The sequence below is a fragment of the Rothia koreensis genome (assembly GCF_004136575.1).
In the GTDB taxonomy this organism is placed as follows: domain Bacteria; phylum Actinomycetota; class Actinomycetes; order Actinomycetales; family Micrococcaceae; genus Rothia; species Rothia koreensis.
In genome coordinates this window covers 19,081-44,980 of sequence record NZ_NOIQ01000005.1, presented here as the reverse complement: position 1 = coordinate 44,980, position 25,900 = coordinate 19,081, and the positions used below count along the sequence as shown (strand labels likewise).

At 65.0% G+C, this 25,900-nt stretch carries 25 protein-coding genes; 15 read left to right on the top strand and 10 right to left on the bottom strand.

Annotated elements, in window-relative coordinates:
* The first annotated feature begins 156 nt into the window (after positions 1 to 156).
* From EWU68_RS06180 to EWU68_RS06160, 5 genes are all read left to right on the top strand, one after another.
* Positions 157 to 1,122 carry a carbohydrate kinase family protein gene (locus tag EWU68_RS06180; protein ID WP_129315252.1) on the top strand — a complete coding sequence of 322 codons (966 nt, stop codon included), beginning with the start codon at positions 157 to 159 and terminating at the stop codon, positions 1,120 to 1,122.
* On the top strand, positions 1,109 to 1,636 hold the full coding sequence (locus tag EWU68_RS06175; protein ID WP_129315251.1) for a YbhB/YbcL family Raf kinase inhibitor-like protein: 528 nt from the start codon (positions 1,109 to 1,111) through the stop codon (positions 1,634 to 1,636). The genes EWU68_RS06180 and EWU68_RS06175 overlap by 14 nt, the downstream gene beginning before the upstream one ends.
* On the top strand, positions 1,633 to 2,436 hold the full coding sequence (locus EWU68_RS06170; RefSeq protein ID WP_129315250.1) for an HAD family hydrolase: 804 nt from the start codon (positions 1,633 to 1,635) through the stop codon (positions 2,434 to 2,436). The genes EWU68_RS06175 and EWU68_RS06170 overlap by 4 nt, the downstream gene beginning before the upstream one ends.
* Complete coding sequence (locus EWU68_RS06165) at positions 2,429 to 3,226, top strand: glycerophosphodiester phosphodiesterase family protein (protein WP_162421464.1); 798 nt, start codon at positions 2,429 to 2,431, stop codon at positions 3,224 to 3,226. Before EWU68_RS06170 ends, EWU68_RS06165 begins: the two co-directional genes overlap by 8 nt.
* Positions 3,227 to 3,432: 206 nt before the next feature.
* The gene (locus EWU68_RS06160; RefSeq protein WP_129315248.1) at positions 3,433 to 4,500 is read left to right on the top strand and encodes an aldo/keto reductase; all 1,068 of its coding nucleotides are present in this window, start codon (positions 3,433 to 3,435) and stop codon (positions 4,498 to 4,500) included.
* Between the two features lie 10 nt (positions 4,501 to 4,510).
* Here the strand turns inward: EWU68_RS06160 and EWU68_RS06155 are convergent, their stop codons facing one another.
* The gene (locus tag EWU68_RS06155) at positions 4,511 to 5,869 is read right to left on the bottom strand and encodes a uracil-xanthine permease family protein (RefSeq protein ID WP_129315247.1); all 1,359 of its coding nucleotides are present in this window, start codon (positions 5,867 to 5,869) and stop codon (positions 4,511 to 4,513) included.
* 223 nt (positions 5,870 to 6,092) lie between these two features.
* Positions 6,093 to 7,568 (bottom strand): peptide MFS transporter, encoded by a 1,476-nt coding sequence (locus EWU68_RS06150; protein ID WP_129315246.1) that lies wholly within the window; start codon positions 7,566 to 7,568, stop codon positions 6,093 to 6,095.
* 220 nt (positions 7,569 to 7,788) lie between these two features.
* Between EWU68_RS06150 and EWU68_RS06145 the strand changes: the two genes are divergently transcribed.
* Positions 7,789 to 9,354, top strand: coding sequence for an ATP-binding protein (locus tag EWU68_RS06145; RefSeq protein WP_162421462.1), 1,566 nt, complete (start codon positions 7,789 to 7,791; stop codon positions 9,352 to 9,354).
* On the opposite strand, the gene EWU68_RS06140 is transcribed toward EWU68_RS06145, so the two are convergent.
* From EWU68_RS06140 to hutG, 3 genes are all read right to left on the bottom strand, one after another.
* Positions 9,332 to 10,381, bottom strand: a complete 1,050-nt coding sequence (locus EWU68_RS06140; protein WP_129315244.1) for a zinc-dependent alcohol dehydrogenase family protein — start codon at positions 10,379 to 10,381, stop codon at positions 9,332 to 9,334. The genes EWU68_RS06145 and EWU68_RS06140 overlap by 23 nt on opposite strands.
* Before the next feature lie 192 nt (positions 10,382 to 10,573).
* Positions 10,574 to 12,208, bottom strand: coding sequence for a phosphoglucomutase (alpha-D-glucose-1,6-bisphosphate-dependent) (gene pgm / locus EWU68_RS06135; RefSeq protein ID WP_129315243.1), 1,635 nt, complete (start codon positions 12,206 to 12,208; stop codon positions 10,574 to 10,576).
* A gap of 102 nt (positions 12,209 to 12,310) precedes the next feature.
* Entirely contained in the window at positions 12,311 to 13,339 is a 1,029-nt protein-coding gene (gene hutG / locus EWU68_RS06130) for a formimidoylglutamase (RefSeq protein ID WP_129315242.1), read from the bottom strand.
* A 230-nt stretch (positions 13,340 to 13,569) separates the two neighbouring features.
* On the opposite strand from hutG, the gene EWU68_RS06125 reads away from it, so the two are divergent.
* The 3 genes from EWU68_RS06125 to EWU68_RS06115 all read left to right on the top strand — a co-directional run bounded on the left by EWU68_RS06125 (position 13,570) and on the right by EWU68_RS06115 (position 15,246).
* A complete protein-coding gene (locus tag EWU68_RS06125) occupies positions 13,570 to 13,899 on the top strand; it encodes a rhodanese-like domain-containing protein (RefSeq protein ID WP_129315241.1) in 330 nt (109 codons plus the stop codon).
* 16 nt (positions 13,900 to 13,915) lie between these two features.
* Positions 13,916 to 14,839: a prephenate dehydratase gene (gene pheA / locus EWU68_RS06120; protein WP_129315240.1), complete on the top strand. Its 924-nt coding sequence runs from the start codon at positions 13,916 to 13,918 to the stop codon at positions 14,837 to 14,839.
* Positions 14,840 to 14,931: 92 nt separating this feature from the next.
* Entirely contained in the window at positions 14,932 to 15,246 is a 315-nt protein-coding gene (locus EWU68_RS06115) for a hypothetical protein (protein WP_129315239.1), read from the top strand.
* Here the strand turns inward: EWU68_RS06115 and EWU68_RS06110 are convergent.
* Both EWU68_RS06110 and EWU68_RS06105 read right to left on the bottom strand, forming a co-directional pair.
* Positions 15,211 to 16,359 (bottom strand): diacylglycerol/lipid kinase family protein, encoded by a 1,149-nt coding sequence (locus EWU68_RS06110; RefSeq protein WP_129315238.1) that lies wholly within the window; start codon positions 16,357 to 16,359, stop codon positions 15,211 to 15,213. The genes EWU68_RS06115 and EWU68_RS06110 overlap by 36 nt on opposite strands.
* Before the next feature lie 10 nt (positions 16,360 to 16,369).
* Entirely contained in the window at positions 16,370 to 16,999 is a 630-nt protein-coding gene (locus EWU68_RS06105; RefSeq protein WP_129315237.1) for a GNAT family N-acetyltransferase, read from the bottom strand.
* A 98-nt stretch (positions 17,000 to 17,097) separates the two neighbouring features.
* Between EWU68_RS06105 and serS the strand changes: the two genes are divergently transcribed.
* From serS to EWU68_RS06085, 4 genes are all read left to right on the top strand, one after another.
* Positions 17,098 to 18,408 (top strand): serine--tRNA ligase, encoded by a 1,311-nt coding sequence (gene serS / locus EWU68_RS06100; RefSeq protein ID WP_129315236.1) that lies wholly within the window; start codon positions 17,098 to 17,100, stop codon positions 18,406 to 18,408.
* Positions 18,409 to 18,589: 181 nt separating this feature from the next.
* Positions 18,590 to 19,438: an HAD family hydrolase gene (locus EWU68_RS06095; protein ID WP_238692347.1), complete on the top strand. Its 849-nt coding sequence runs from the start codon at positions 18,590 to 18,592 to the stop codon at positions 19,436 to 19,438.
* 119 nt (positions 19,439 to 19,557) lie between these two features.
* Positions 19,558 to 20,358, top strand: a complete 801-nt coding sequence (locus EWU68_RS06090; protein ID WP_129315234.1) for a carbon-nitrogen hydrolase family protein — start codon at positions 19,558 to 19,560, stop codon at positions 20,356 to 20,358.
* Positions 20,359 to 20,492: 134 nt separating this feature from the next.
* Positions 20,493 to 21,224, top strand: a complete 732-nt coding sequence (locus EWU68_RS06085) for a hypothetical protein (RefSeq protein ID WP_129315233.1) — start codon at positions 20,493 to 20,495, stop codon at positions 21,222 to 21,224.
* Positions 21,225 to 21,239: 15 nt separating this feature from the next.
* On the opposite strand, the gene EWU68_RS06080 is transcribed toward EWU68_RS06085, so the two are convergent.
* Positions 21,240 to 21,833: a helix-turn-helix domain-containing protein gene (locus EWU68_RS06080; RefSeq protein WP_129315232.1), complete on the bottom strand. Its 594-nt coding sequence runs from the start codon at positions 21,831 to 21,833 to the stop codon at positions 21,240 to 21,242.
* Positions 21,834 to 21,899: 66 nt separating this feature from the next.
* Between EWU68_RS06080 and EWU68_RS06075 the strand changes: the two genes are divergently transcribed.
* Positions 21,900 to 22,640 carry an AzlC family ABC transporter permease gene (locus EWU68_RS06075; protein WP_129315231.1) on the top strand — a complete coding sequence of 247 codons (741 nt, stop codon included), beginning with the start codon at positions 21,900 to 21,902 and terminating at the stop codon, positions 22,638 to 22,640.
* A complete protein-coding gene (locus EWU68_RS06070) occupies positions 22,637 to 22,975 on the top strand; it encodes an AzlD domain-containing protein (RefSeq protein WP_129315230.1) in 339 nt (112 codons plus the stop codon). The genes EWU68_RS06075 and EWU68_RS06070 overlap by 4 nt, the downstream gene beginning before the upstream one ends.
* On the opposite strand, the gene EWU68_RS06065 is transcribed toward EWU68_RS06070, so the two are convergent.
* Positions 22,953 to 25,109 (bottom strand): AMP-binding protein, encoded by a 2,157-nt coding sequence (locus EWU68_RS06065; protein ID WP_129315229.1) that lies wholly within the window; start codon positions 25,107 to 25,109, stop codon positions 22,953 to 22,955. The genes EWU68_RS06070 and EWU68_RS06065 overlap by 23 nt on opposite strands.
* Before the next feature lie 26 nt (positions 25,110 to 25,135).
* On the bottom strand, positions 25,136 to 25,891 hold the full coding sequence (locus EWU68_RS06060; RefSeq protein WP_129315298.1) for an ABC transporter permease: 756 nt from the start codon (positions 25,889 to 25,891) through the stop codon (positions 25,136 to 25,138).
* Positions 25,892 to 25,900 lie beyond the last annotated feature (9 nt).

The following is a 25,900-nucleotide window of genomic DNA, read 5'->3' as shown; positions in this document are numbered from 1 at the left end:
AGCATTTTCCAGCGTAGATGATCGCGGCGGGCAATTTTTGCGAAATGTGGGGTTTGTGGATGGAAAACAACGTGTCGCGTGCCACATTTGAAGATCGGTATCCACGACCCTTCACAAGGATGGTCCCTCGGCTTCCGGCCTCGATAGACTGAGCGCATGCTAACTGTGATCGGCGAGGCACTCGTAGACATCGTGAAGAAGGGCGGGGAGGTTCCCAGAACCCACCCCGGAGGCAGCCCCCTGAACGTTGCCGTGGGGCTGTCCCGGCTGGGTCACAGGACCAGATTCATTGGCAGGTACGGCCGGGACGAACACGGCAACGTCATCGACGAGCACCTTCGGGACTCCGGGGTCGAACTGCCGATCGGTCCCGACGACGAGCCGACGTCGGTCGCCGAGTCCGAACTCGACGAAACCGGTGCCGCATCCTACGATTTCCGGCTGGACTGGAATCTCGAAGCGGCTCGCGACAGATTGGGCGAGCTCCTGGCGGAGACCGATCTGCTGCACGTCGGCTCGATTGGGGCGATGCTCGAACCGGGAGCCTCGACCGTTGTCGAGGCCGTCCGCCAAGCCTCGCCGCACGCTCTGATCGCCTACGATCCCAACTGCCGTCCGACGATCATTCCCGACTCGTCCGAGGCCCGGGAGCGGGCCGAATCCGTGGTCACCTCCGCCGACGTCGTGAAAGCATCGGACGAGGACCTGCTGTGGCTCTATCCTCACCGTACGGTCGAGGAATCCGCCCGGGCCTGGCTCGAAGCCGGGGTGGGCCTCGTGGTGGTCACCCGCGGAGAGTGGGGCCCGTGGGCCATCAGCCGGGGCTCCGGCGGGAACGGGGTTCGTCTCCAGCCTCCCCGCGTGGAGGTCTCGGATACCGTGGGCGCCGGAGACTCCTTCATGGCCGCCCTCCTCTCGGCCCTGGTGGACCGGGGCATCTGCGGCGCACGGAGCCGAGAAGGACTCGATGCGCTGACGGCCGTGGACTTGCAGGATCTGCTGCGGCGAGCGGTCGTGGCGGCCGCCGTGACCGTTTCCCGGAAAGGCGCCGACTCGCCGAGCCGTGAAGAACTGGAAGAGTATCTGAAGCGAGAGAAGGAGAACGAGAATGCTGGATCGTGAACCGTACGCCGGTCTGCCGCAACTGCCCGAATTCACGCTGACCTCTGATGACGTGGCAGAAAACCAGCCTCTGGCGCTCGACCAGGCCTCAGGCGCCATGGGTATCGAAGGCGGCAAGGACATCGCTCCCCATCTTTCATGGTCGGGAGCCCCGGAAGGGACCAAGAGCTACGTGGTCACCTGCTTCGACCCCGATGCTCCCACCCCCTCCGGCTTCTGGCATCTGTGCGTGTCCAACATTCCCGCGGACGTCACGGAGCTGCCGAACGGTTGGGCTTCGCGAGCGATCGACGGTGCCGTCAAACACCTCAACGACGGCGGCAATCGCGAATTCACCGGGGCCGCGCCGCCTCCCGGTCACGGCGCACACCGGTACATCTTCTGCGTGACTGCGGTGGACACCGAGAAGCTCGATGTCGATGAGAGCGCCAGCCCCGCCGTCGTGAACTTCAACCTGTTCTTCCACGGAATCGGACGGGCGTTCCTGACCGGGACCTACGAGGTCACCGCGTGATCAAATTGATCGCGACCGACTTGGACGGGACCGTCCTCGGCCCGGACTTCAAGTTTCGCGATCGCACGCTCGATGCGTTGCGTGCCGCCCGGGCCGCCGGCGTGGAGATCGTCTACGTCACCGGGCGGCCGCACCGTTGGCTCGACCCTGTCCGGGAGCAACTCGAATACGACTCCGTCGCGATCTGTTCGAACGGGGCCGTGGTCTACGACGTCGCGCGGGAAGAGGTCGTCCAGGCCGAGACGGTGCCCACGGACGTGATCCTCGACCTGCACTCGGAACTCCGTCGGTTTCTGCCCCATGCGCACTATTCGACCGAGACCCTTGAAGGGGTGGTCTCGGAGCCCGGATGGCCGCAGACGAATCTGCTCGAAACCGGGAAACGAACCATCGGCGACCTGCCCGACCTCCTGTCGGAGAAGTCTCGCATCATCAAGTTCCTGGTCCGGGACGACTCCATGGACCCTCGCGCCCTCTACGACGTCGTGCGCGAAGCGGCCGAGGACAAGGTCTCCGTCACGCACGCGGTGGCAAATATGCCGCTCGCGGAAATCGGGCAACCGGGACTCTCCAAGGGGCGGACCCTGTCGCGTTGGTGTGCCGCAGAAGGCATCGGCCCGGAGGAGGTTCTGGCCTTCGGTGACATGCCGAATGACACCACGATGCTCCAATGGGCCGGCCACGGTTATGCCATGGCCTCGGGGTGGCCAGATGTCATCCAGGCCGTCGGGCGGACGTGTCCCGGCTTCGAGGAAGACGGCGTCGCACAGGTCATCGAGGAGCTGCTCGAGCGTGACTGAACGGCAGGATGCGCGCGCCGTCCGGATCCTTGCCCATCGTGGGCTGGCCGTGGACGCGGACGAGAACTCGATCCGGGCTTTCCGGGCCGCGGGCGACGTGGGAACGCGGTGGATCGAAACGGATGTTCACACGACGTCCGATGGCGTCGTCGTCGCGATCCACGATCCGGACATCGAACGCGTTGCCGGGAAACCGGGCGACGTCGCGACGACGGATGCCTCGGATCTGGCCGCCCTTCGTATGGTCGGCGGGGAAGCGATTCCGACCATGGCCTCAGTCTTCGAGGCCTGCCCCGACCTGTGTTTCAACATCGATATCAAGGACGAGGCGTCGGTCCTTGCCCTGCCGCGGGTCATCGACCGGGCCGAGGCGTGGGACCGAGTGCTCATTGCTTCCTTCTCCGAGTCCCGACGTCGTCGCGCGATGCGTCATGCCCCGGATGGGGTCCCCTCGAGCGCCGGATACGGCGGCATCGCGGCATTTCGCCTCGTCAGCGCCCTTATGCCGGTCAAGGCATGTGTGCGCGTGTGGCCCGTGGTCCGCCGAGCCCTGAGGCCGTGGATCGCCGCCTTCCAGGCCATGCAGGTTCCGATGTCGCACAAGGTCGGTCCCTTCCGGGTCCCGGTCGCGGACCGCAGGTTCATCAGGGCCGCCCACGCCTGCGGCATGCGCGTCGACGTCTGGACCGTGGACGACCCGCGGGACATGGAGCGCCTCGTCGGACTCGACGTCGACGGGATCGTGACCAACAGACCTGACCTGGCCTTCGCCGTCCTCGATCGGCTCTGAGTCCGACCCGGCGGCCGCACACCGGCCCCATGAGTCACCATCGACCCCCGGCCGCGCAACGATCCCGAGCACGTCGACCCCTTGAATTCTCCGCGTGGTCCGGAGCGGAGCCGATCTCCTCGTTCGCTGTTCGCCTCAAACCCTGGCCATTGCCCTGCGCGCGTGTACACCATGGGGTCACCCAATGATGCGTGAGGAGCGACACCATGGAATACACCCGTCTCGGCAACTCCGGTCTGTACGTGTCTCGTCTGGCCCTGGGAACCATTACCTATGGCCAGGGTGGAGGCTTCGAGAAAATTGCCGGTGTGGATGCGTCGGAAGCGCGGAAACAACTGGATGCCGCTTTCGACCGCGGCGTCAACTTCATTGATACCGCGAACATCTACAGCGCCGGTGACGCCGAAAAGGTCCTGGCCAAGGCGCTCGGCGGTCGACGCGATGACGTGATCCTGACGTCCAAGGCCAGGTCACCGGTCGGTGACGGCCCGAACGATTCGGGCGCCAGCCGCTACCACCTGACGCGGGCCGTGGAGGACAGCCTGACGAGGCTCGGGACAGACCACCTGGACCTGCTCTACATCCACCAGTGGGACGGTCAGACGCCTGTTCGCGAAACGGTCGAGACGGCCAACGAACTGATCGCCTCCGGCAAGATCCGGTACTGGGGCGTCTCCAACTACACCGGTTGGCAACTGACCAAAACGGTTTACGAGGCAAAGGCCCTGGGCCTCACCCCGCCGGTCGAGCAGCAGGTCTACTACACGCCGGAGGCGCGCGAGATCGAATACGAGATCCTGCCCGCGGCGCGGGACCTCGGGGTCGGGACCTGGGGCTGGTCGCCGTTGGGCGAGGGCCTGCTCAACGGGAAGGTTCGACGAGGGGAGGAAACCTCGTCCGCGACGAGGCAGGGAACGGGGTGGCCCGAGCCCCACGTGACGGACTGGGACCGCGCTTATCGCGTGATCGATGTTCTCGACGAGACGGCCCGTGAGCTCGGGTGGGGTCTGCCCCAGGTGGTCATTTCCTGGCTCCTGGGCCGCCCGGGGGTCGACGGCATCGCGATTGCGGCACGCGAATTCGACCACTTGATCGAAGACCTGGACGCCGCAGATCTTTCGTTGCCCGACGACGCCCGCCGACGCATCACAGAAGCCTCCCAACTGCCGGCCTACTATCCCGTGTGGCACCGACTCCTCAACGGTATGGACCGTCCCGACCCGGCCGATCGGCCGTTCTTCGACGAACACCGCGCGAGCGTGCTGGGGGAGTAGTTCCGGAGGTCTATCCCAGGGGCGAGGGGTGTTCCGTGGCGTCCGGTTCCAAAGGGTCGTGGCCCACCGAGCGACGTCGGCGCGCGATGAAGGTCATCAAGTGGTAGACCACGAGGGTGGCCCCCGTGCCCAGGGCGATACCGGCGAATTGGAGACCGAAGATGTCCCAGGTGTAGTCGGCGATGCCCACGATCAGGGCGACCGCTGCGGTCGTCAGGTTCACCTGATTGGAGAAATCGACGCGGTTCTGCACCCAAATTCGTACGCCGAGCATGCCGATCATGCCGTACAGGACGGTCGCGGCTCCGCCGAGAACTCCCGCGGGCACGGTCGCCACCGCGGCACCGAAGACCGGCATGACCGACAGGAGGAGAGCGACGACGGCCGCGACCCAGTACGCGGCCGTCGAATAGACCTTGGTCGCGGCCATGACGCCGATGTTCTCCGCGTAGGTGGTGGTCCCGGAACCTCCGCCGGCTCCAGCGACCGTGGTGGCCAGGCCATCGGCCATGATGGCACGTCCCGCATAGTGGTCCAGGTTGGTCCCGGTCATCAGGGCCACGGACTTCACGTGACCGATGTTCTCGGCCACCAGGACGAGGACCACGGGCACGAAAAGTCCGGCGAGGGCGAGATGGAATTCGGGGGCGTGGAAGTGCGGAAGGCCGAAGAGACCCTCGGTCTCCCACGCCTCACTGATCGACCCGAAGTCGACCTCACCCCGGCATACCGCGGTGATGTACCCGATGACCACGCCCAACAGGATCGACAGCCGGCCGAGGATCCCACGGAACAGAACTGAGATCAGAACGATCGAGGACAGGGTCACGAGCGCGGTCACGGGCGCCTTCATGAAGCTGTCCTTGGCTGACGGCGCCAGGTTGAAGCCGATCAGGGCCACGATCGACCCCGTGACCAGGGGAGGCATCAGCGCCTGGAGCCAGGCCGTCCCGGCAACCTGGACGACGAGACCGATGACGAAGAGGGTCAGCCCGGACATGACGACGCCCCCGAGAGCGCCGCCGGGGCCGTACTGGTTCATGGCCGCGCCGATCGGTGCGATGAATGCGAAGGAGGATCCCAGGTAGGAGGGGACCCGTCCCGCCGTGAGGAGGAGGAACAGGAGCGTTCCGACGCCGGAGAAGAACAGCGTGGTGGCCGGAGGGAAACCCGTGAGCAGCGGAACCAGGAACGTGGCCCCGAACATGGCGACCACGTGCTGGGCTCCGATGCTGATGGTGCGCCCCCACGCGAGCCTCTCCTGGGGAGCGACGACCTGCCCCGGGGCGACATGTTTCCCGTCCCCGTGGAGCGACCACTTCAGGCCCAGCTTCTGGAACGTCGAATCGGATGAGGGTGCAGCGCTCACGCGTACTCCTGAGTCGTTTCATGGGTCGATGGCCGGGGCACCGGGATGCGATTCGGGCCAATGGTGCACGAACGATTCTACGGACTCGCGGACCCGCTCAACGCGTTGTCCACATGTCAGGGGTTCGTCTCGGCGTCGTCGGACGACGACGCGGCCGACCGGATACACCGAGGGCGGGACTCCCCGTCGGGAATCCCGCCCTCGTCGTGTGAGGCAGTCGGCCCTACTTGAGCCCGCGCATCATCGTGAGGATCGGCTTGCGGAAGAACCACAGGATCACGCCGGCGACGACGCTGATCAGACCCATCGTGAGGAAGTACGGGACCTCGTTCGGCTCGGAGTAGAACTGTGCGAGCCAGCCCGACATCGCCGTGCCCATCGCGACCGATGTCCAGTACCACGCCATCATCTGCGCCTTGTGTGCTTCGGGGGCGAAGCGCGTGGTCGCGGATGTGCCTGTCGGTGAGAGCGTGAGTTCGGAGATCGTGCACACGAACAGGATCAGCACGAGCCACCAGAGGCTCACGATGTGGTGACCCGCCGGGAGCAGGAAGATCAGGAATGCGATGCCGACGCCGACCATGCCCAGCGAGAACTTCGTGACCGTGGACGGCTGGCGGTTCCCCAGCTTGGTCCACATGGTCGCGAAGACGGTCCCCAACAGGATGATGAAGACGGGGTTGATCGACTGGAACAGACCCGGCTTGAATTCGAGCCCGAACAGGTGCCAGTCGAGGCGGCTGTCCGAGTACACGGCCATGACGGTGAACTGCTGCTGGTACAGGGACCAGAACACGGCGTTGCCGATCCACAGCGGGATGAAGGCCATGACCCGGGAGTGCTCGGTCTCGTCGGTCTTCTTGCTGCCGATCAGGATGTAGCCCAGCACGATCGCGCCGGCCAGGGTCAGACCGATCACCCAGTTGGAGATATTGCCAGGCGTAATGAGTCCGAGCATGCACAGGATCAGAACGATCACGACGGCCACGACGAGGCCGCCGACGAACATGCCCTTCTGTCGTCCATTCGCCGGGTTGTTGACGTAGTGGACGCTCTCGGGCAGGTTCTTGCGGGTCAACGCATACTGCAGGAGGCCCAGCGCCATGCCGATCGCGGCGAGCAGGAATCCGAAGTGGAAACCGAAAATGCCCCAACCGGTATTGGTGAACAGCGGCCCCACGAGGGCGCCGATGTTGACGCCCATGTAGAAGACCGTGAAGCCGGCCTCCCGTCGCATGTCCTTGACGTCATAGAGAGAGGCCACCAGAACCGACGCGTTGGTCTTGAGGCAGCCGGAACCCACCGCGATCAGGATCAGTCCAATGATCACGCCGGCGAAGTTGGGGATCAGGGACAGGGCCAGGTGGCCGAACATGATCGCGACCGCGGAATAGAACAGCGTCCGTTCCGGGCCGAAGACCCGGTCGCCCAGGTATCCGCCGAGGATGGCCATGAGATAGACCATGCCGCCGTAGGCGCCGATGATGCCGGTGGCCGCGGCCTTGTCGAGGCCGAGGCCGCCCTCGGCGGCCGAGTAGTACAGGTAATAGACGAGAATGCCTTGCATCCCGTAGAAGGAGAAGCGCTCCCACATCTCCACGGAGAAGAGATTGGCGAGCATTCGCGGGTGGCCGAAGAAGGTTTTTCCGCTCGGGTTCCGAGGGTCTGCTTCTGTGCCTTCAGCGATGTGACTGGACATCGGGTAGCACCGTTCATTTGTTGGATGTTTAAGTTTGCCGTCCGCAACTCTAACCCCAAAGTGTGAAGCGGCGCATAATCGGGTGTGGTATGAGCGGGGTGCGGACCCCCTGGTCAGGCCCAGTCTCGGCGGCGATTCATGCCTCTCTCGCGGCCATGTCGCCTCATGGTCACCAAAATTTTGGATGACGATGAGCGACTATGTGATTAGCATCATGACTATGAGAGGTACCAGGCAACTCGTCAAGGAGCTCCGGGCCTCGGGTTCGGAATCGACCGAGGTCGAGGTCAAGTCGGGTCTGCACGGCTTCCCGAAATCGGCTTTGGAAACCATGAGCGCCTTCGCCAACGGGACCGGTGGAACCATCCTCTTCGGCCTGACCGACAAGACGTTCCGGCCCGTCAAGGGTTTTGATGCTCAGCGGGTCCACGACGCCGTGTCCAATGCCGTCCGGTCCAAGCTCACCCCGCACCCCTCCGTCGAATTGTCGGTCGAGGAATTCGAGGGGGTCAGGGTCGTCCGCGCCGACGTCGAGGAGCTGCCCTACTTCGACAAACCCTGTTTCGTCGCGGCCAAAGGCGCATATGGCGGTTCGTACATACGTATTGGAGAAGGCGACCACAAGCTCTCCGAGTACGAGGTCAGCCAGCTCAGGGACAACCGAATCCAACCGGGATACGACCGGGAACCGGTCGAGAACGGAAACCAGGACATACTCCACACCCAGGCGGTCGACAACCTGCTGGCCAAGGCCCGGGCCAGAACGCCGGCGGCATTCAGCGGCGTCGAACCCCGCATAGCCCTCAAGCGACTGAACGTCACCCACGATTCCGCCCGAAGGGCCCGACCGACCCTCGCCGGGCTCCTCGCGCTGGGCGTCTATCCCCAGGAGTTCTACCCCCAACTGAACGTCACCTTCGTGGCGGTGCCAGGAACTTCTCTCGGTGAGGTGGATGCGGGCGGTGTCGCCTTCACGGACAACCAGTCCTTCAATGGACCTATCCCCTCGTTGATCAACGCGTCCGTGGATGCCGTGCGTCGAAATTCCAATCGCGCGGCCATCATTTCCGCCGAAGGTCGCCGGGACGTGTACGACTATCCGGACGTCGCCGTGCGCGAGGCCATGACCAATGCCCTGATGCACCGGGACTACAGCCCGTACGCGCGCGGCATTCAGGTGCAGATGGAGTTGTACTCGGACCGGCTCGAAATACGGAACCCGGGCGGTTTGTACGGGGGAGTGCGTGTCGAGGAACTGGGGCGGGTCTTCACGTCGTCGTCGCGCAACGCGGCGTTGGCGAAGTTGCTCGAGGAAGTCGAGATGCCCCGGACCGGGGCATCGGTCTGCGAAAACCGTGGGTCGGGCATCGCCCGCATGGCTTATGCGATGCAGAGGGCGGGCAAGCCGGCGCCGGAATTCAGGGTCACGCCGACGTCGGTCACCGTGATCTTGCGGCTGGCCCCCGCACCGTCCGTCCCCGATGCACCACCACGATCGGAGGAGTACGTGGACGTCTCCGGGGCGACCAAGGCGTCGGATTCCCGGGAGCAGCAACTGATCGACCTCTTGGCCCGCGGGCGCGACCCGGTCACGAGCCAGCGGGTCCAAGACGCTCTGTGCCTGTCCCAGTCGGCGGCAAACCGGTTGCTTCGGCAGATGATCGATTCCGGCCGCGTGCTGCCCACCGCACCTCCGCGCAGTCATCGAAGAGCATACGTGCTGGCGAAAGGCGCAGTGGGCGCCGCGGTTCCCGACCGCGTTCCTAGCGGGAGATCACTACCTTGACTGCTTGGTGATCGGCCGCGTTCGCGAACAGGTCATAGGCTTCTTCGAACTGGTCGAAGCCGAAACGGTGCGTGGCCATCTTCCGCGCCTCGAGCTTGCCCGAGGAGACCATGCTGAGCAGTTTGTCGACGGTCGAACAATCCACGAGACCCATGGTCACGGTCACGTTGGAGATCCAGAGATCCTGGATCGGCAGGTCGACCGGCTTGCCGTGCACGCCAACGTTGGCCACGGTCCCGTACGGGCGGACGATGTCGAGGCAGGTGCGGAAGGTCTGCGGTATGCCCACCGCCTCGATCGCGACGTCGACGCCGAGACCGTCCCGGGACAGAGCCTTGATCTGATCGATGGCGTCCGGGTCACTCGCGTTGACCGCATCCGTGGCACCCAACTCCAGTGCCTGGTCGAGTCGGTTCTGATCCATGTCGACGGCGACCACGCGTCCAGCACCGCACAGACCCGAGGTCATGACCGCGCCGAGACCCACCGGGCCCGCGCCGACGACCGCGACGGTGTCACCCGGTTGGGTGCGGCCGTTCAGGACGCCGATCTCGAATCCGGTCGGCAGCGCGTCCGTCAGGAACAGGACGTCTTCGTCGTCGAGCCCCTCGGGAACGCGATGCACCGACGTCTCTGCGAAAGGCACTCGCACGTATTCGGCCTGCGTGCCGTCGATGAGGTGGCCGAAGACCCAGCCGATGCCTCCGAGGGTCTGGCAATGCGATGGCTGGTTGACCTTGCAGTAGGAGCACTTGCCGCAGTTCGTGACGGCCGGAATGATGATGCGGTCACCTGGTTCGAGATCGGTGACCGCGGACCCCACCTCGGTCACGGTTCCCACGGCCTCGTGTCCCAGGATCCTGCCGTCGGTGACCGCCGGGACGTCGCCCTTCAGGATGTGCAGGTCGGTGCCGCAGATCGTGGTCGTGTCCACCCGGGCGATCACGTCGGTGGGATCGACGATGCTCGGGTTGGGGACCTCTTCCCACGCCTTGGACTGGGGACCGTGGTAAACAAGAGCCTTCATTGTTTTCTCCTAAACTCAGACTCTGCCAATAGTTGTGTCATGAGGTTTTTCTGCCTCGATTTATATGATATTGAGCCGGAGGCCAAAAAGACCTCAGGGCCCCGGCATCTCGCGGATGCCGGGGCCCTGAGGCGGAGAATGAGCGGGGGCCTCGTCGACCGGGCCGGCCCCGGGCGTGTCGTGGCCCGCGGGTCAGGACAGGGCGTCGTCGACGAGCGCCTTGGCCTCCTTCTGGACCTCGGCCAGATGTTCGTCGCCCCGGAAGGATTCCGCGTAGATCTTGTAGACGTCCTCGGTTCCGGAGGGGCGGGCCGCGAACCAGGCGTCATCCGTGACGACCTTCAGGCCGCCGATCGGTTCACCGTTGCCCGGGGCCTCCGTGAGTTTCGCGGTGATGGGCTGACCGGCGAGTTCGGTGGCCGTCACATCGGCCGCGGACAACTTCTTGAGTCGAGCCTTCTGCTCCCGGTCCGCGGGGGCGTCGATGCGCGCATAACTCGGCGCACCGAATTCCGCGGTCAGCTCCGCGTAACGCTGAGAGGGAGTCTTGCCGGTGACCGCGGTCATTTCGGCCGCGAGCAGGGCCAGAATGATGCCGTCCTTGTCCGTGGTCCACACCGAGCCGTCCTTGCGGAGGAAGGAAGCCCCCGCCGATTCCTCGCCGCCGAAGCCGAGCGAACCGTCGATGAGTCCCTCGACGAAGTACTTGAAGCCCACGGGCACCTCGACCAACGGCCGGCCCAGGGACTCGGCGACCTTGTCGATGATGCGGGAGGACACCAGCGTTTTTCCGACCCCTGCGTTGCCGGACCATTCCGGACGATGGCGATACAGGTAGTCGATCGCGACGGCCAGGTAATGATTCGGGTTCATCAGCCCGGCGTCGGGAGTCACGATGCCGTGGCGATCCGCGTCGGCGTCGTTCCCGGTCGCGATGCCGAACTCGTCACGGGATGCGACGAGTGACGCCATCGCGTCGGGGGAGGAGCAATCCATGCGGATCTTCTCGTCCCAGTCCAGGGTCATGAAGGCCCAGCGGGGGTCGACCTCCGGGTTCACGACGCTCATGTTGAGGCCGAAGCGCTCGGAGATCGTGATCCAGTATTCGACGGCCGCGGAGCCCATCGGGTCGGCCCCGATGCGCAACCCGGAATCGCGGATCGCGTCCAGGTCGATGATCTCGGGAAGCGCAGAGACGTAGGAGGCCATGAAGTCGAAGCGACCGGTCGTGTCCGCGGCCTTGGCGCGTGCGAGAGGTACGCGTCGCACCTCCTTCAGGCCGTTCTCGAGCAAGTCATTGGCGCGATCGGCGATCCAGCTCGTGGCGTCCGAACCGGCGGGACCCCCGTGGGGAGGGTTGTACTTGAAGCCACCGTCCGTCGGGGGATTGTGGCTCGGAGTGATCACGATGCCGTCCGCACGTTCTGCCGAGGGATCGGCATTGTGAGTCAGAATCGCGTGGGACAGGGACGGTGTGGGCACGTAGCCGTCGTTGGAGTCGACCAGAACTCTGACCCCATTGCCTGCCAGGACCTCGAGCGCCGTGTCCTGGGCGGGGCCGGACAAGGCGTGGGTGTCGCGTCCCATGTAGATCGGGCCCTTGTAGCCCTGAGCGGATCGATACTCGACGATTGCCTGGGTGATCGAGGCAATATGTGCCTCATTGAAGGATCCCTTGAGCGCGCTTCCTCGGTGTCCCGAGGTGCCGAAGGCGACACGCTGACCCGGATCGGCCGAGTCGGGGACCACGGAGTAGTACGCCTGGGTCAATTCTTCGAGGTCAACGAGATCCTCGGGACGAGCTGGAGTTCCTGCACGGTTAGCCATGTCTTAAACCTAACTCTTTGCGGCTGTGCCACCGCTGAGAAACGGCTCGAAAGGCCACCCGAACTGCGGTGGCCTCCACGGTGGGCCGGGACCCGTGGGTCGTCAGGACAAGCCCTGGGAATGGAGCGCGCGCTGGCGCTCGGCCAGCAGCTCGCGATGTTCCGGGGTGTCCGCGGCGTCGGCGGCCGGGCGCCCGAAGGCCGTCAGCGTCGCCTGGTCGATCAGTCGAGCGGCCGCTCGGGCGGTCCGATGATCCAAGTCGAACTCCGGGATGGCCCCGACGACGTCCATGATCGCCAGCTTGCCGCTCTGGGCGATCCTCTTGACGGCCTCCAGCAGAACGATCATGGGCACACCGAGGGACGACGGCGAACTGACTCCCGGCGCCTGATAGCCGGGCAGAACATCCATGTCCACGCTGAGATACACGAGATCCAGGTCCGCCAGCTGCCGGTCCACGAATTCGAGCACGTCCTGGATGCGGCATTCGGCGCACTCCTCGTCCTTGAGGTAGGAAAGCTCGAGGTCGCGCGCGTGCTCGAACTGGGCGCGGGTGTTGGAGACTTCGCTGACGCCGACGACGCTGCACGAGAAGTCGCGTCCCGCCTTCTTCTCGTCCGTGATGACCTGGCGGACGGCGGTGACCGCGGTGGGCTGGGGTGTGTTGCGCACCGCGAAATGGGAATCGAAGCTGATCATGCCCCACTTCTTGACGCCGTTCAGTTCGCCGGAGGCGGCGAGCCCGGAGTAGGCCGCGTAGGTGGTCTCGTGACCACCGCCGAGAACGACCGTCATTCTGTGCTCGGGAATGATCTCGGCCAACTTGTCCGCGGCGTCGGCCTGGGCCTTTTCCATGTCGTGTCCGTCCACGGCCACGTTGCCGCGGTCATGGACGATCTGCCCGCCGTGGAAGGCCAGTTCGGCCAGGGCGTGGCGGATCTGGAACGGCCCCTTCGCCGCTCCGGGGCGGCCTTGGTTCCGGATCGTGCCCTCGTGGGACTCGAATCCGAAGATCGCGAGACCCTTGGGGTCGTCTTCCTTCTGGACCCGACCGGCGTAGACCATGTGGTGCCACCGGGTGTGGATTGCTCCCGGGCCTTCGTCTCTTCCCATCCACGGTGTCGTCTCCATGACCGGTTCCTCCGAATCTGAAATGTCGCCTGTCTTGACCACAGGTAACACTCAGTGTGACGCAAAAGGCAAGTACTGGGCCCGTGTCGTCCCGAATCCTGGGACCAATCGAGATTTCTCCCCCAATCCGGGACGGGGGCGTGCGCCCTCGTGGTGCGTCGGCGTCGCGGGGTAAGTTGGACGAAGAGCAAACGACGAGTGCGGTTCTCCGCCTCGGGTGAGGAGCAAGCATGGAAGAGAACGTTCCGAACGTGAAAGTCGACGACATCCCGGAGGGCGCCAAGATCCTCGACGTCCGCGAGGACTACGAGTGGGAAGAGGGGCACATCGACGGGGCCCAGCACCTTCCCCTGGACCAGGTTCCCGCGCGATACGGCGAGATCCCCTTGGACGAGGACGTCTTCGTGATCTGTCGCAGCGGAGGCCGCTCCCTCCGAGCCACCGCTTACCTCAACCAGTACGGATTCGACGCCTTCAACGTGGTGGGTGGCATGGGCGCATGGCAGGATGCGGAAAAGCCCATGGTTTCCGAAAACGGTCAGCCCCCGCAGGTTCGATAGGCGGAGAATCCATTCGATGAAGTACACCTACCTGGGGCCCGAGGGGACGTTCTCCGAGGCCGCACTGCTTTCTGTGCCCGGAGCCGATGACGCCGAGCGCATCCCCTCGGTCTCCGTCCCGGCCGCGTTGGCCAAGGTGCGCGACCGCTCGGTCGACGCCGCCATGGTCCCGATCGAAAATTCTGTCGAAGGCGGCGTCACGGCCACCTTGGACGCCATCGGGGCAGGCGACGACCTGCGGATTGTCCGGGAAGTCCTGGTTCCGATCCGCTTCGTCCTCATCGGGGCCCCGGGAAAAACCCTCGACGACGTGCGCGTGGTATCGACCCATTCCCATGCGTGGGCACAGGTCCGCGGCTGGATGGACGAGGCGCTGCCCGAGGTCGACTACCTCCCGTCCAGCTCAACGGCCGCGGCCGCGGTCGCCTTCCTGGACAACGAGGCACCGGGGTACGACGCCGCCGTGTGCTCCCCGATCGTTCCCGAGCAGCATCCCGAACTGAACCTGCTGGCGACCGACATCGGCGACAACGTCAACGCGGTCACCCGCTTCGTTCTGGTGACCGCGGCCCGCAACGGGTTGCCGCGGCCGGAACCGACCGGGGCCGACAAGACGACCGTGGTGGTCCCTCTGCCCGAGGACAGCGCGGGCGCCCTGATGGGCCTCCTCGAACAATTCGCCGCCCGAGGGGTCAATCTTTCCCGCATTGAGTCGCGACCCACGGGTGAGGCGCTGGGATCCTACTTCTTCTCGATCGACGCCGAGGGACACTTGGACAACCTCAGAATGCGCAACGCCCTGCGTGGGCTGCACCGGGTCTCGCCGGGCGTGAAATTCCTCGGCTCCTATCCTCGGGCCGACGGCAAGGAACCTCTCCTCGACACCCACCACTCGGACGAGGCCTTTTCCCGTGCGGACGAGTGGGTGGACAATCTCTGACCCGGTCCGACGGGCCGTGCGGACACGCTCCGTTTGACCCGATTTTGCGGATACTGAACACTTAAGGGCGACGAATACGAGGGAGAGACCACATGCGAGTTACCGGTTGGTTGCAGGCGGGCGTCATTATGCTCATCCTGGGTATTTTTGTGGGCGCCTACGGCGTCGGCATCTGGGCGCTCGTGGTGGGGCAGGACACGGACGCCGACAGCGGCGCGAAGATCGCCTCGCCGATCATGATGCTGTGTTCGGTGCCCCTGCTCGCGGTCGGTCTGGGCATGACCATCACCGGAATCATCTCGGAGAAGTGGCATTTCGAGGACATGATGGAGAAGCGCTCCGAGGAGGCCGCCGTCACTTCCGCGTCCCGTTCAGCTGACGAATCGACCCCAACGCCACCGCGGTGAGCCCGAGGCGCCGGTTCTGCGCAGGTTGGCCAGGCTGCGGAACGGCGTGATGTTCTCCGGGTACGTGTTGACGGCCAGGACGGCCGGCCTCACCTCGGCCTCGAGGCGCCCATAGGTTCCGAGCAAGTCCCCGTCCAGCTCGACCGGCTGGGGACTGGCTCCGAAATCGACAACCACTTTCTTGCCGTGGATGTGTTCGATCACGGGCAGACCGTTCCTGCGCCTCGAAATGACCTGGCTGGTCAGCGAGGCCCAACCGATGAGATTCCTCGGCGTCATCAGAATGACTTCCAGGAGACCGTCGTCGGCCGTGGAATCCGCCGCGAGGTGGAGGCCCGCCGTGATTTCACCGCAGTTCGCCACCAGAACCGAGCGGATCTTCCGTCGAATCGGATCCTGGTCGTCGATCTGGATGACCACGGGATGCCGCACGGAGACCAGGTTGCGCAACCCCGCCTCCACATAGGCGAGCCACCCGAATTTCGACTTCAGGTCATCTCGGGTGTCGGTCATGATTTGGGCGTCGAAACCGGCGCCGCCCATCACCAGGTAGGTCAGGTGGTCCCGGGTTCCGTCCGTGCGTGTTGCCTGGAGGCCGATCATGTCGATGCGCCGCGGTCGGCCGTGCAAGGCGGTATCGATGCAGGAGTGCAGGTCGGAGAGGCTCATCTCCAAGTTCCGTGCCAGCAGGTTCCCGGTTCCCAACGGGATGATGCCCATGCCCACGGTCGAGTTCTCCAGGACACCGGCGACCTGGCGCACCGTTCCGTCGCCGCCCATCGCGATGACCAAATCGCACCCGTCCTCGACGGCCTGCTCGGTCATTCCGCGGCCGGGGTCCTCGGGGGTGGTCTCGTAGAACCTGGGCTCCGGCCAGTCGATCGAGCGTGTCGCGTGGGCCAGTGCGTCGCAGGAGAACTGGGCCAGGGACTTCGCGGGGTTGTACACCACGCCCACCTGTCGCGGCACGCCCGGCTCAAGGCGGGGCCGCCACGGAACGGGTTGTGTCAGTACGGGAGGGCGTCCGCGCCACGAGGTGACGACGCTGGCCGCAGCGGCTGCGGCCAGGCTCAGGAAGCCCACCACACCCAGGGCTTTTCCGGAAGGTCGCATGGTCCCCAGGTTACCGGCCTCGCGACCGTTTGAGCCGGTGGTTCAGGTGATTGCGCACCGCGGGCCACTCATCGCGAACGATCGAATACGAGCACGTGTCGCGCAGGGAGCCATCGGGCATCCGGCGGTGATTGCGCAGGATTCCGTCCAGCTGGGCCCCGAGGTCCTCGACAGCCCGCCGGGACTGCCGATTGAATTTGTGGGTCTCGAAGCGCACGCTGATGCATTCGAGAACGTCGAAGGCGTGGGTCAGCAGAAGCAATTTCGACTCGATGTTCAAACCGGTCCGTTGCGTGGATGCGGCATTCCAGGTGTGACCGATGCTCACCCGCGGAGCTGACCAGTCCAGGTCGTAATAACTGGTCACTCCCGTGATCTTGCCGTCCGAGAGGCGCCGCGCGGCGAACGGAATCATGGAGCCCTTTTCCTGGAGGTCCAGCCGACGGCGTATTTCGGCCGCAACACCGTCGGGCCGGGGCACCGGGGTGTACCAGAGGTTCCACAGTTCGCCGTCGCGCACGGCGTCCTGCAGATCGGAGCAGTGTTCGGGACGCAGTTGTTCCAGGTGGACGGTCTCGCCATCGAGGGTCGGCGCCGTCAGAGTCTCCGGCGCAGGAGGAACGAGGTCGGAGTTGTTCATGGGACCCAGCGTATCCCTCGTTGTCCACCGCGAGAGGTTGTCCACAGGCTGATCCTGCGACGTGGGAACCTCGTCGGCGTTGCGGTAGGTTAGGGGTCGTGATCGACATTAATCTTCTTCGCGAAAATCCAGACCTGTTCCGGGCCTCTCAGCGGGCCCGCCAGTCCGACGTCGGGCTCGTGGACCAGATCCTCGAGGCCGATGCCCAACGTCGGCAGTCGATCAATGAATTCGAATCCCTGCGGGCAGAGCAGAAGTCCTTCGGCAAGAAGGTCTCTCAGGCGCAGGGAGAGGAGAAGGAAACCCTCCTGGCCGAGGTCAAGACGCTCGCCCAAAAGGTCAAGGCCGCGGAGAATGCCTCGAACGAAGCCCAGGCGACACAGGATGAACTCCTGTCGCGCATGGAGAACCTCATCATCGACGGCGTTCCGACGGGCGGCGAAGAGGACTACGTGACTATCAAGACCGTGGGGGAGCCCAGGGACTTCGCCTCCGAGGGGTTCGAACCGCGTGACCACCTCGAGATCGGGGAGCTGCTCGATGGCATCGACATGGCCCGCGGTGCCAAGGTCTCCGGGGCACGGTTCTATTTCCTGAAGGGCGCGGTCGCGAGGCTCGAACAGGCGCTGCTGTGGATGGCCCTCGACCAGGCGACCAAGGCCGGTTTCATGATGCTCACCACACCGACCCTGGTTCGCCCCGAAACCATGGCCGGAACCGGTTTCAACGTCAAGCACGACGACGAAATCTACCGCCTGGAACGAGACGACCTGTACCTCGTGGGAACCTCCGAGGTGGCCATTGCGGGGTACCACGCGGACGAGATTATCGACTTCGAGTCGGGCCCCCGGAAATATCTGGGCTGGTCCACGTGTTACAGGAGAGAGGCCGGCTCCGCCGGCAAGGACACCCGCGGCATCATCCGCGTCCACCAGTTCAACAAAGCGGAAATGTTCGTGTACTGCCCGGTGGAAGAAGCCGAGGCGATGCACGAGAAGATGTTGGCATGGGAAGAGGAGATGCTGACCAAATGCGGCCTCTCCTACCGCGTGATCGATACCGCCGCGGGTGATCTCGGTTCCTCGGCCGCCCGCAAATTCGACTGCGAGGCCTGGATCCCGACCCAGGGAACCTACCGAGAACTGACCTCGACCTCGAACTGCACCACTTTTCAGGCCAGGCGGCTCAACATCCGTGAGCGCAAGCCCGACGTCGTCGGGCCCAACGGAAAGACCAAGAAGGGCGGCACCCGCACGGTGGCGACCCTCAACGGGACGCTGGCAACCACCCGGTGGCTGGTTGCGATTCTCGAAACGCACCAGCTGCAGGACGGATCGGTTCGGGTCCCGGAGGCGTTGCGCCCCTACATGGGTGGGATGGACGTGATTCCCGCGGTCACCCAGAAGTAGGAATGGTGCCGGCACGCCGCCCGCTCGTCCGGACCACGGGTTCCATGAGGAACCGGGTCCGCGTACGGCCGGGCGGCGACGCGTATTTTGGACAGAACACTTTAACCGCCGATTCATCGCGGATTCGCTGAATCGGCACGCACCCGTTATACCGGGTGGATCAGATGAAAGCATGGAATTGATGACTCAAGAAACAGTTCGCCCGCCGGTGCAGGAGCGCTGGCACAAAGAAGCAGGGGTGAAGTATTTGGTGGCCCTCGACGTGGACGGCACCCTCGTCGACCACGACGGCCACATGACGGAAGACGTCAAGCACGCGGTACGCGCCGTGGCGAAGGAAGGGCACCACGTCGTCGTCTCGACCGGTCGCTCGAAGGGCGCCACATTGCCGATCGTGGAGCTCGCCGGCATGGGCACCGGGTACGCGGTCAGCTCCAACGGCGGCGTCACCCTGGAGATCGATCCGCGGTACCCGAGTGGGTACGAGATCGTCGACGCCGTGACCTTCAAGCCCGCGAAGGCGCTCGCGGCGCTGGGTGAGAAGTTGCCGGACGCAAAATTTGCCCTCGAGGCCGCCGACGGATCCTTCTTCTCGACCGCCCACTTCCAGGACCGCAGCTTCGGCATGGAGGCGCAGACGGTCTCCCTGGAGGACCTGCTCGACATGGAGGCCGTTCGCGTGGTCGTGTTCTCGACCGAAACGGACATCGACTCGTTCGCCCGCATCATCGACGAGGTCGGCCTGCACGGAGTGACCTACTCGGTCGGCTGGACCCCCTGGCTGGACATTGCGGCCCACGGCGTCTCGAAGGCGTCGGCGCTCGAACAGATCCGCAAGCGTCTCGGAGTGGATCCGGCGCACACGATCGCGATGGGCGATGGACGCAACGACATCGAGATGCTCGAATGGGCCGCCCGCGGCATCGCGATGGGGCAGGCCCCGGACGAGGTCGTACAGGCTGCCTCTGAGGTCACGACCTCGGTCTACGACGACGGCGCGGCCCACGTGCTGCGAACGCTCGTGGACTGATGCGACCCTGTGCCGCGGCGAGCCCGAAGGCGCCGAATGAAAATTTTCGCGTCGTCATGGATGCGGGCCGGCGAGCATGACCGTAAGCTCGTGCTGAGAAACCAGCCCTAAGGAGACCCATGAAGATCGCCGTAGCGCAGATCAACAGCACCGAGAACGTCCCGGAGAACCTTCGGAAGGTTCAGGACGGCGTCCGCCGAGCTTCCGAAGAAGGGGCCGGCGTCGTGGTTTTCCCGGAGGCAACCATGGCGGCCTTCGGGAGCCGGCTGTACGACGTCGCCGTGCAACACGCCGAGACGTGGAAGACAGAGATGCAGTGGCTCGCGGCGGAGCAGGAGATCACCGTGGTCACGGGCGAATTCGCGCCTGCCGACGACGGCAAGGTGCGCAATGTCCTGGCCGCCTACACCCCCTCGGGAGAGCGACTCGATTACGCGAAGATCCACCTGTACGACGCCTTCGGGTTCAAGGAATCCGATGACGTCGCTCCGGGCAACGACCCCCTCGTGATCAACGTCGACGGCGTTCCGGTGGGGCTCGCGCTGTGTTACGATATCCGATTCCCCAAGCTGTTCGCCGAAATGTCGCGCAAGGGCGCACAGGTTTGCCTGGTCGCCGCCTCCTGGGGTGCGGGCCCGGGAAAGGTCGAACAGTGGGAGACCCTGGCACGCGCCCGTGCCCTGGACAGCAATAACATCGTTGTGGCCGTGGACCAGGCGGACCCCCAGGTCTCGGGCGTGCAGGTCAGCCCCAAGGCCCCGACCGGGGTGGGACACAGCATCGTCTCGGATCCGTTCGGCCAGACGATCGCCTCATTCGGTGAGGACGAGGAAATGCGCGTTGTGGAGCTGGATCTCGACGTGGTCGAAAAGGCTCGCACCGCGATACCCGTGCTGGAGAACGCCCGCCTCGGTTACTGAGGCCGCACCCGCCCGGGTCATATTCCGTCGAACCCCCGTCGTCTCGGGTCGAAGCGTTGACTTGGCACCCCGTCGTTGAAATTCTTAGTAAAAGCATTCCGGCTTGCCGGTCAAGCGGTGGAGGATGTGGAACGGTGGTGTCGACGAAATACAACAGAACCGGGGCGTGTCTGCTCATCCTGGCGTTGTCGGCATGGGCCACGGCAGGATGCACCGACGCGACCAGTGACTCGAGCGTTGCGAGCCTTCCCGCGGAGTCGAGTGCGTCGTCGTCCGAACCCGCGGGGGACTCCTCGTCCCCGTCGGACAACTCCGAGAAGGATTCGTCGGGGAAGCCCAAAAAGCTCGAGACAATCGATGATCCTTGTGCCGACGAATGCGTCAAGGGCGGAAGCATCGAGGTCGATCACCCCGTGTACGGCGGCATGACGGTCGTGCCCTACTGGAAGAAGCAGTCCGACGACCAGGAATCCCCGCGGGGGAGCGCGGCCTATGCCCTGTACCAGAAGGGCAAATCCGTGGGATACGTGGAGGACACCGACCGGCAGCTTCTCTGGTTCGGTACGAGGCCGGTGGGAGAACCCAATCTGGACACGTGGAACCTCGAGAACAATTCCAACGTCGACAAGTACGGGAACGTGTACCTCAGCTACAACGGCGGCGTCACCGTGCTGACGCCCACGGATCAGGGCTACAACTCCTACGAGTCGTTGCCGAGCGAGCCCAACGCGTTCGAGAACGCTTCGTTGAAAATCGACCCTTCGGGCGAGCCCACGCTGACCTTTGACGAAGACGGTATATCGAAAGATCACCACTGGGACGGCAATCAGTTCGTCGAAACACGGGGTGAGCAACACCCCGAGTGACCGCCGAGCCGCGGATCAGCTGTCGATGACGTAGACGGCGCGCGTGCCCGGTTCGAGCGCCTCGAAGCTGTGCTCGAGGTCGCCCGCGAAGGTCAGAAAATCTCCCGGCTCCAGAATGGCCTCCTCGCCGTCGCACACGGCGCGGGCTTTCCCGGAGGCAAGGACGATGTGCTCGACCGTTCCCGTCTGATGGGGGTTCGACTCCCGGGCACGGCCGGGTTCGGCGCTGATCAAGTAGACGTCGCGCCGCTGGCCGGTCTGCCCGGCGGACAAGAGCGCCGCGGAATAGCTCGCGTTGGACGAAGGCAACTGGGGCAGGTTTTCGAGCCTGACCAGGGAGATGCGGCCCCTTGGCGGGTCGAGGAGCTGGGCAAGCTGCACGCCGTACGACGTCGCGAGCGCCCACATGGTCTCTACGCTCGGGTTTCCGGTTCCCGCCTCGAGCTGGGAGAGGGTCGACTTGCTGACTCCGGCTCTTTTCGCCGCCTCGCTCAAGCTGAGCCCATGGCGGGCGCGTTCCCTCTGCAGGGCCTGTGCCATCCGGAGTTTCTGTGCCTCCGATTCCTCGGGGGCATCGGGCGTGCCGGGATGCTCGACGTCGAAGTTCATGTCTCCAATATATTGGACGTTTGTAGGGTTTGACGAACGTTCTCACCGAGGGGCACCATAATAACCATGCGTTCGGTATACAGAACGGTCTTCGGGAAGATCCCGCGGGCCATAGCCCCCACCCAGCGACGCAGCGCGCTGGCCATATTTCTGACGCTCGCCGCGGTGGGCCTGTCCTATGGTGCGCTCTCGCAGTCCTCGGGCTTCGCGCTGTGGCAGACCGTTCTGCTGGCCGCTCTCGCGACCGGCGGGGCCGCCGAACTGACGTTCGTCGGTGTCATTGCCGCGGGCGGTGCTCCCGTATTCGCCGTCCTCGGGGGTCTGCTGGTCAACTCCCGCAACTTCGCCTTCGGCCTGAGCGCGGGCGAATATGTTCCGCGAGGGTGGCGCCGGCTTCTGGCTTCTCACCTCGTCAACGACGAAACCATTGCCTTCGCTCGCTCCGTCAGAGGCAGACAGGCCAGGTGGCAGCACTTCGTGTTCATGGCCATTCTGCTCTTCCCGGCCTGGGTCGGAGGTGCGGCCCTCGGCCAGTTGCTCGGTTCCGTCGTGGACGCCGATGCCCTCGGTCTCGACGCCGCGTTCCCCATCATTCTGTTCTGCCTGGTCGTCCAGGACCTCAAGAATCCTCTCCTGGCCATCATGGCCGGTGGCGGCGCCGTCCTGGCCGTGGCGGCCACTCCGGTGCTGCCTATGGGTCTCGGTGCCGTTGCCTCGCTCGTGGTCCTGATTCCAGCCGCCTCCTTCCTGTGGACCAAGAATCGCTTGCGCCGCAGCGACAGGACGCTCGAGAGGAGCGAAGTATGAGTGTCTTTCCTTTTCTGGTGGCCCTGGCAGGGCTCGTGGTCGGCACGTACCTTCTCCGCTATGTGGGCGTGCGCATCGGTTCACTGTCCGGGACCGATGAAGACGCCGAGGAGCCCACAGTGGCCCGGCTCTGGATGGATCGGGCCACCGTGGTTCTCATTTGCGCGGTCGCCGCGACCACGATGGTCTTCGAAGGACAGGATCTCGCCGGCCCCTCACGCATCATTGGCACCTCGGTCGGGATCGCGGCCGCCATCGTGAAGGTTCCGCTCCTGATCTGCGTGATCCTCGGGATGGCCGTGTGCGCCGGACTCAGACTGCTCGGCGTCGCGTGAGCACGTCGGCGATGTGATCCAGGGCTTCCTCGTTCTGCAGCGAGGAGCGGTCTCCCAGGTCCCGTCCCTGGTACAGCTCGCCCAGAAGGCGGCGGGTGATCTTCCCCGACCTCGTCTTGGGAATGTCACGAACCACGACGACGTCCTTCGGCTTGGCAATCGGCCCGATCTCTCGTGTCACGTGGGCGCGGAGCGCGTCGCGCAACCCGGCCTCGTCGAGGTTCTCAGGGTCCGTGATCGTCACGAAGGCGATCGCCGCATGGCCGGTGAGCTCGTCCTCCACGGGGCAGACCCCGGCCTCGATGACCGTCGGGTGCGTCACCAGGGCCGATTCGATTTCGATCGTCGAGAGCCTGTGTCCGGAGATGTTGATGACGTCGTCGATCCGCCCCAGGATGTAGGTGTCGCCTTCCTCGTCGACCTTGGCCCCGTCCCCGGCCAGGAACCAGCCGCGCTCGCCGTAGTGCTTCCAGTACGAGTCCAAGTACCGCTGGGGGTTCCCCCACACGGTTCGCGCCATCGAGGGGCCGATCCCGTCCACCACGATGAATCCCTGGGTCGAGGCGGGTACGTCGTCGCCGTTCTCGTCCACCACGCGGGTCGAGACGCCGGGGACGGCGCGCGTGGCGCACCCCGGCTTGGTTCTCGTGTGCGGTGCATGGTCCGGAAAGGTTCCGGCCGGCGCGAACTGGGGGTCGTGGGGCCGTGGTGAGCACACGGTCGAACCGGTCTCGGACTGCCACCACGTATCGACGAACGGAACCTCTCCGTTGCCGACATTGTCCCGAAGCCAGCGCCACGCCTCAGGGTTGATGGATTCGCCGACAGATCCGAGGAGGCGGACCGAGGCCAGGTTGTAGCTTGCGGGCAGACCGTTCGGGAAGGCGCCCATGAGAGAGCGGATCAGCGTCGGCGCCGTGTAGTAGTTGGTGACCCCGTAGCGTTCGATGATTTCGAAGTGGCGCCCGAAATGCGGGGTGTTGGGGGTCCCCTCGTAAATCACCTCGGAGACGCCGTTGAGCAGTGGTCCGTAGATCTCGTAGGTGTGGGCCGTGACCCAGGCCAGGTCGGCCGTGCACCAGTGGACGGTCGAATCCACCTTGGACATGTCGTTCTCGGCGGACAACTCGTCCGGGCGCACCTCGCCCTGTTCGTCCAGGGTCTCGGGAAGCAGATCGAACAGGAGCGCATGGGTGTACGCAGTCTGAGTCAGGTACCCGCCCGTCGTGTGCACGAGGCCCTTGGGTCGTCCGGTGGTTCCGGAGGTGTAGATGATGAACAGCGGGGTTTCGGCGTCGAAGAATTCCGGCTCGTGGACCGTGGAGGATGCCTCGAGCAGGTCGTGCCACCAGACGTCGCGCCCGGGCGTCCACGGAACGGCCTGCTCGTCCTTGGAGCGGAAGCCTTTGTCGGAGGGGGACAGGGGGACCCCAGCGGGGGTCTTGCGTCCGGGTCGGGAGGTTCTGCGCACGACGACGACGTGCTCGATCGAGTTCTCGCCGGCGCACGCGTCGTCGGCGTTCTGCTTGACCGGAACCACGTGTCCGCGTCGATTCTGTCCGTCCGTGGTGACCAGGACCTTGGCCCCGGTGTCCTCGACGCGGAACCTGAGCGCCTCGGCGGAGAAACCACCGAACACGAGGGAGTGCACGGCGCCGATGCGCGCGCAGGCAAGAGTGATGATCACGGTCTCCGGGATCACCGGTAGATAGATCACGACTCGATCTCCCTTCCCGACGCCCAGGGACAGCAGGGCGTTGGCGGCTCGGGAGACCTCGTCCTTGAGCCGAGCGTAGGTGTACACCTCGCGGTCGCCGGGTTCGCCCTCGAAATAGAGGGCCACGTGCTGGCCACGGCCGGCCTCGACGTGTCGGTCCACGCAGTTGTAGGCCGCGTTCAGCTTTCCGCCGTCGAACCAGGCGATCTCGGGGACGCTGAATTCGGGGAGGCCGTCGTCGTCCGTGCCGACGATGCGCGGCCTCTCGAACCGGTGCGCGGTGTGCCACGGCTCGGCCCAGTCGAGGCGGGCGGCCTGCTTCTCCCAGAAGGCAACCCGGGCGTCGTCGGATTCCTCCGCCGGGTTCGGGGTCGGGGAGTGCGGGTCGGAGAACACGAAGTTCTTCGGAAGAGTCATGATCGTTCCTATCCGTTGCGGATGCTCTACGACGCGGCCGGGGCAGTGCCCCACCGGCGCTGAGTCCATCGTTCAAAGATTCCTATCAGGGCATCGGTGATCTTGCCCAGTATTGCCAGCAGAATGATCGCCAGAATGAGACGGTCGGTGCGGCCGTTGCTCTGCGAATCGGTCAGGAGGAAACCGAGGCCCATCGAGGCACCGACCAGTTCCGCGGCCACCAGGAAGAGCCAGGCCTGGGCCAGGGCCAGCCGGAGCCCCGAGACCACGGACGGCATCACCGCCGGCAACTGGACCGTGGTGAAGAGCCTGATCCCGTGGATGCCGAAGGACCGAGCCGCTTCGATCAAGTGGTGGTCCACGTGCTTCAGGGCCCCCGCGACCGTGGTGTAGACCGGGAAGAAAGCGCCGATGGCCACCAGGATCACCTTGGAATTCTCACCGACGCCGACCCACAGGAGCATGAGCGGGACCCAAGCCAGGGAAGGGACCGCGCGGATCGCGCCGATGGTCGGCCCGGCAAGGATGCGGGTCCATCGGGAGAGGCCGATCAGGGCACCGATCACGAGCCCGAGCGCGCTGCCGATCACGAAGCCCAGGATCACGCGCTGGGTCGAGATACCGACGTGCTGCCAGAGCTCGTGCCGGCGCATCAGTTCGATGCCCGCGGCCGCGACCTTCGACGGGCTCGGCAGCTGAATCGGGGTGAAGACGCCGGTGGTCGAGAGCAGGTGCCACGCCACGAGGACGAGCAGGGGAAGGACGACCCCCAGGCCGGCCATGGTCCAACG

Bases quoted from the DNA above. Each gene is read 5' to 3' on its own strand.
- EWU68_RS06180 (WP_129315252.1), top strand. From the start codon at position 157: ATGCTAACTGTGATCGGCGAGGCACTCGTAGACATCGTGAAGAAGGGC.
- EWU68_RS06175 (WP_129315251.1), top strand. From the start codon at position 1,109: ATGCTGGATCGTGAACCGTACGCCGGTCTGCCGCAACTGCCCGAATTC.
- EWU68_RS06160 (WP_129315248.1), top strand. From the start codon at position 3,433: ATGGAATACACCCGTCTCGGCAACTCCGGTCTGTACGTGTCTCGTCTG.
- EWU68_RS06150 (WP_129315246.1), bottom strand. From the start codon at position 7,568: ATGTCCAGTCACATCGCTGAAGGCACAGAAGCAGACCCTCGGAACCCG.
- EWU68_RS06145 (WP_162421462.1), top strand. From the start codon at position 7,789: ATGAGAGGTACCAGGCAACTCGTCAAGGAGCTCCGGGCCTCGGGTTCG.
- EWU68_RS06140 (WP_129315244.1), bottom strand. From the start codon at position 10,381: ATGAAGGCTCTTGTTTACCACGGTCCCCAGTCCAAGGCGTGGGAAGAG.
- pgm (WP_129315243.1), bottom strand. From the start codon at position 12,208: ATGGCTAACCGTGCAGGAACTCCAGCTCGTCCCGAGGATCTCGTTGAC.
- hutG (WP_129315242.1), bottom strand. From the start codon at position 13,339: ATGGAGACGACACCGTGGATGGGAAGAGACGAAGGCCCGGGAGCAATC.
- EWU68_RS06125 (WP_129315241.1), top strand. From the start codon at position 13,570: ATGGAAGAGAACGTTCCGAACGTGAAAGTCGACGACATCCCGGAGGGC.
- pheA (WP_129315240.1), top strand. From the start codon at position 13,916: ATGAAGTACACCTACCTGGGGCCCGAGGGGACGTTCTCCGAGGCCGCA.
- EWU68_RS06115 (WP_129315239.1), top strand. From the start codon at position 14,932: ATGCGAGTTACCGGTTGGTTGCAGGCGGGCGTCATTATGCTCATCCTG.
- EWU68_RS06110 (WP_129315238.1), bottom strand. From the start codon at position 16,359: ATGCGACCTTCCGGAAAAGCCCTGGGTGTGGTGGGCTTCCTGAGCCTG.
- EWU68_RS06105 (WP_129315237.1), bottom strand. From the start codon at position 16,999: ATGAACAACTCCGACCTCGTTCCTCCTGCGCCGGAGACTCTGACGGCG.
- EWU68_RS06095 (WP_238692347.1), top strand. From the start codon at position 18,590: ATGACTCAAGAAACAGTTCGCCCGCCGGTGCAGGAGCGCTGGCACAAA.
- EWU68_RS06090 (WP_129315234.1), top strand. From the start codon at position 19,558: ATGAAGATCGCCGTAGCGCAGATCAACAGCACCGAGAACGTCCCGGAG.
- EWU68_RS06080 (WP_129315232.1), bottom strand. From the start codon at position 21,833: ATGAACTTCGACGTCGAGCATCCCGGCACGCCCGATGCCCCCGAGGAA.
- EWU68_RS06075 (WP_129315231.1), top strand. From the start codon at position 21,900: ATGCGTTCGGTATACAGAACGGTCTTCGGGAAGATCCCGCGGGCCATA.
- EWU68_RS06070 (WP_129315230.1), top strand. From the start codon at position 22,637: ATGAGTGTCTTTCCTTTTCTGGTGGCCCTGGCAGGGCTCGTGGTCGGC.
- EWU68_RS06065 (WP_129315229.1), bottom strand. From the start codon at position 25,109: ATGACTCTTCCGAAGAACTTCGTGTTCTCCGACCCGCACTCCCCGACC.
- EWU68_RS06060 (WP_129315298.1), bottom strand. From the start codon at position 25,891: ATGGCCGGCCTGGGGGTCGTCCTTCCCCTGCTCGTCCTCGTGGCGTGG.